General features: G+C 53.3%; 3 protein-coding genes and 1 pseudogene. 2 read left to right on the top strand and 2 right to left on the bottom strand.

All coding sequences use genetic code 11. The features are described 5' to 3' along the window. Together OEL57_RS14985 and OEL57_RS14980 are read left to right on the top strand one after the other, a co-directional pair. A pseudogene (locus OEL57_RS14985) lies at positions 1-342 on the top strand (peptidase C10); the annotation flags it as partial. Positions 343-394: 52 nt separating this feature from the next. After that, positions 395-1,228 (top strand): formyltransferase family protein, encoded by an 834-nt coding sequence (locus tag OEL57_RS14980; protein ID WP_300741556.1) that lies wholly within the window; start codon positions 395-397, stop codon positions 1,226-1,228. Between the two features lie 8 nt (positions 1,229-1,236). On the opposite strand, the gene OEL57_RS14975 is transcribed toward OEL57_RS14980, so the two are convergent. Together OEL57_RS14975 and OEL57_RS14970 are read right to left on the bottom strand one after the other, a co-directional pair. Further along, the gene (locus tag OEL57_RS14975; protein WP_300741555.1) at positions 1,237-2,571 is read right to left on the bottom strand and encodes an aminotransferase class I/II-fold pyridoxal phosphate-dependent enzyme; all 1,335 of its coding nucleotides are present in this window, start codon (positions 2,569-2,571) and stop codon (positions 1,237-1,239) included. Between the two features lies 1 nt (position 2,572). Next, the coding region (locus tag OEL57_RS14970) for a beta-ketoacyl reductase (RefSeq protein ID WP_300741553.1) at positions 2,573-4,024 on the bottom strand (1,452 nt) is incomplete at its 5' end.

Below are 4,024 nucleotides of genomic sequence, written 5' to 3'. Positions count from 1 at the left end.
GGCTGGTCAGGCGCCTGCAGCGGAACAAGCTCTGGTTGCACGGTGGTTATGTCTGCTGATAAGAGTCTGGGAGCCCTGTTTAATCTGGTGCCCAGGGCCCGGATCGGTGCTACTGCCTACGGTACCCTGAGCAGTGCCTGTCTGGCTGTTACGGCAGGGCAAACTATCGAGATCAAGGCACTCAGCTTTATTGGAAACCTGACCCTGAACCGTGGCCTGAACATTACCCTGCGGGGTGGCTATGCTGATAACTACAGTGGCCAGACCGGCTATACCGAGCTGGATGGAGTGTTGACGGTTAGCAGCGGAACGGTGACGTTGGACCGGATTGTGGTGAAATAAAACAGCAACCGGGGCAGCCTCTGATAGCCGCCCCGGCTTGTGCCCCCCTGCCATGATCAACAGACCAGCCCATCATAGCCCATTACGGGTTGTCTTCTGTACTACTCCCAGTGTGTATTCTGATGTTGTGCTGCAGGAATTACTTCGTTCATCTTCTATTGAGCTGGTTGGTATTGTTGCCTCTACGCGTATTCTGAGCAAAAAAAGATGGATGTGGTGGGATGCAGCGCGTCTGGTACGCAAGACCGGGCTGCGGTATGCCGCCTACCTCTGGGTGGTAACGACCGTGTATTGTCTGGCGCGCCGTCTGCTGGTCCGTGATGATCCGGTCAGGTGCTATCTGTATGAAAACAGGGTGCCGGTGTACACCTCAAGGGATATTAACAGTGGCGAAGGAATCGCATTTGTTAAAAGTCTACAGCCGGACCTGCTGCTGTCGGCCCATTTTAACCAGTTGATCGGCCCGGAGCTGCTTGCCCTGCCGGTTCAGGGATGCCTGAATATCCATCCGGGCGCGTTGCCTGAGTATAAGGGGGTTGATCCCGTTATCCGCGCTGTGGATAACGGGGAAAAACAGGCGGGGGTGACGCTGCACCGGCAGGATGCTGGTTTTGATACCGGCACTGTTCTGGCAACAGCGGAGCTTGCGATATCCGGTGGCGATACGTTGTTCAGTCTGAATATGCGTCTGTTTTTACTGGGTACAGAGCTTTTGCTGGAACTGTTATCTAGGGGCGGAGATGTCCCGGCTGGAGCATTACAACAGCCTGATCAACGTTATGATTCCTGGCCAGATGCTGCACTGGTGGCCCGTTTACGGCGATCAGGCAGGCGCCTGATTGGTGTCAGATCTTTTTGGACCTGTCTGCGTGGAGCTTTGGAGTGAAAATGGAATCAGGTCTCTTTTGCAAGAATAGCCACCGTGTGCCTGATCTGTTCTTCGGTGTGCAGGCATGAGATGAAAAAACGCAGCCGGGCTGATTTTTCCGGCACTGCCGGATAGATGATCGGTTGTACGTTGATGCCCTGTTCAAAGAGTGTTTCTGCAAGCCGGGCGGCCTTTAAGGAGCTGCCAGTGATGGCCGGTACAATGGCAAGACCGGAACTGCTACCGGTATTGATTCCTGCCTCCTGCGCCAGTTTTAAAAAGAGTTTACCACGTGCTTTCAATGTTACGGTCAGCTCCGGTGTTTGCTGCATAAGCTTGAGTGCTGCCAGTGATGAGGCGGCAACTGAAGGCGGCATACCGACACTGTAGAGAAAACCGGGTGCAAGAAACTTAAGATGTTCAACCAGTGCGGTTTCACCGGCAATATAGCCACCGCACCCTGCCAGAGCTTTACTTAATGTTCCCATCCAGATATCAACGTCGTTTCCCTGCAGGCCGAAATGTTCCCGAATGCCTAATCCTTTTTCTCCCATGACGCCGAATGAGTGGGCTTCATCTACCATCAGAAAGGCGCGATAGCGGTTTTTTATCTCAACAAAGGCAGGCAGGTCGGGGTAGTCGCCATCCATGCTGTAGATGCCTTCCAGCACAACCAGCACTCGCTCAAAGGCGTGTCGCTGATTTTTGAGGATCTGGTCAAGTGCCCCATGGTCATTGTGGGGAAAGGAAAGCCGTTTTGCGCCAGAAAGCTGGATCCCCTGCAAGATGCTGTTGTGGATCAGTTCATCATGGAGCACCAGATCTTTGGGGCCGAACAGATAGCCGATGGTGGATACGTTGGTGGCGTGGCCACTGACAAATACGACAGCGTCATCTACCTGGTAGGTCTCGGCCAGGGCGTTTTCAAGTTGTCGGTGGATTGGCCGTTCTCCCGATACCGGCCGACTGGCTGAAACAGAGGTACCGTACTGATCAATGGCCTGTTTCGCTGCCGCAGCTACCGCTGGGTGGCCTGATAGCCCAAGATAGTTGTAGCTTGCGTAGTTCAGATATTCTTTGCCATTGATAACCGTGGTTGCACCGGCAATACCTTCATGGAGCTTGAAGAAGGGGTTGCTGACGCCGAGGCGGACACCGCCATCGTTCATGATGCGGAGTTGCTGGTAGCCAGGATGCAGCTGAAACCGGTAAAACTTTTCAGGAATAACCAGTGCATCTGATTGAGTAGTGTCGTGGACAGTTCCCTTCTGATCGACATGCTGGAGTCGTCTTTCCAGCGCCTGCAGAATCAGGGCGTCCTTAAGTTGGGCGGTAAGGCCGTGCAATCCTTTGCGTGACATATTACTGGATCATCCGTTTGTCATCTGATGCAGCAGCATCATGAACCTGCGCCACCAGCTCTTCCACCATATCATCAGCCAGGTCTGCACCGTGTTGATAGAGTACCTGTTGGACCTGGTCGAGCAGGTCATGACCGTTGTTGCTGTCTTGCGCGCCCTGTGCAGAAAAAAGCTGGGTAAGCAGGTAGCTGGCAAGCTTGGTGATGGTAGGGCTGTCGGTAAGTACCATGACCGGTACCTTGACGCCACACAGGGATTCAAGGGCTACCGCCAGCTCTACCCCCATGAGTGAGTCCAGGCCCATGTCAGAAAGAACTCGATCCTGGTCAATTTTGGCCGGATCAATTCTGAGTACAGTACCTACTTCCTGCTTCAGCAGCTCAATAAAGGTTGACAGAAGTTCGGCTTCCGGGAGTTGCTGTAAAAGTTGCCGTATATCCGGCTTTTGCTCCTGATGTTCATTGCTGATTCCGACTTGTCTACTCAGCTCCATAAATTTGGGACTGTCGGCGCTTGGCAGTGATCGGCTGAGTGTCTTCCAGTCCAGATCCAGTACGCCAAGACCAGAGTGTTTGCCAAGCAAGAGTTTTTCAAGCAGATCAAGGGCGGTAGCGGTACTCAGCGCTTCACCGCCCAAACGGTTTTGCAGCGCATCTTTTACCTGCTGGTTGCGCGCAAGATAGCCGGTGTCACTTATGGGACTCCAACTGACGCAGGTAACCGGTAGTCCTGCTGATTCACGACAGGCTGCAAATGCCTCCAGCCAGTAGTTGGCAGCAACGTAGTTTCCCTGTCCGGGGTTACCAAACAGGGTGGTTGCCGATGAAAAAAGTATAAAGTATTCAAGTGGCAGTTGCAGAGTCAGTTCATGGAGGTAGGCCGCCCCCAGTATTTTTGGAGCAAAGACCTGATGGATCTGTTCTCTGCCCATGGTTTGAATCAGCCCGTCATGGATGACCATGGCAGCATGCACAATACCTCTGAGAGGGGGCAGGGTTTTGGCAATCTCTGCCAGAAGCTCTGACAACGCTTCTTTGCTGGTAACATCGCATGCGGCAGCATGGACGGTGACACCTGATTGTTGCAGGCTGGTAATAGCGTTATGTGCTTCATCTGAAACAGGGCCGCTCCGGCTGACCAGTACCAGATTGCGTACACCTTTCTGAACCAGCCATTGGGCGGTCTTTAGCCCAAAGCCGCTCAAGCCACCGGTTATCAGGAAGGTGGCGTCAGCAGGAAGTGTAAGGCTGCCCTGTGCTGTTGTGTCACTGGTCTGCGTTGCCGTGATGCCGTTGTTGTAGGTGACGACAATCTTGCCGATCTGACGTGACTGCTGCATGTATCTGAAGGCGTTGACAATATCGTCTGCTTCAAAGGTATGGAACGGGAGCGGATGGAAAACTCCTTCTGTAAAGAGAGCCATGATCTGTTTAAAGAGGGTACGGGTAAGATC

Source organism: Trichlorobacter sp. (assembly GCF_030247655.1).
Taxonomy (GTDB): Bacteria; Desulfobacterota; Desulfuromonadia; order Geobacterales; family Pseudopelobacteraceae; genus Trichlorobacter.
Note: the sequence above shows the minus strand (reverse complement) of the source record. Positions and strands in the feature narration are given on the sequence as shown.

Coding starts and splice junctions, on each gene's coding strand:
- OEL57_RS14980 (WP_300741556.1), top strand. CDS start 395: ATGATCAACAGACCAGCCCATCATAGCCCATTACGGGTTGTCTTCTGT.
- OEL57_RS14975 (WP_300741555.1), bottom strand. CDS start 2,571: ATGTCACGCAAAGGATTGCACGGCCTTACCGCCCAACTTAAGGACGCC.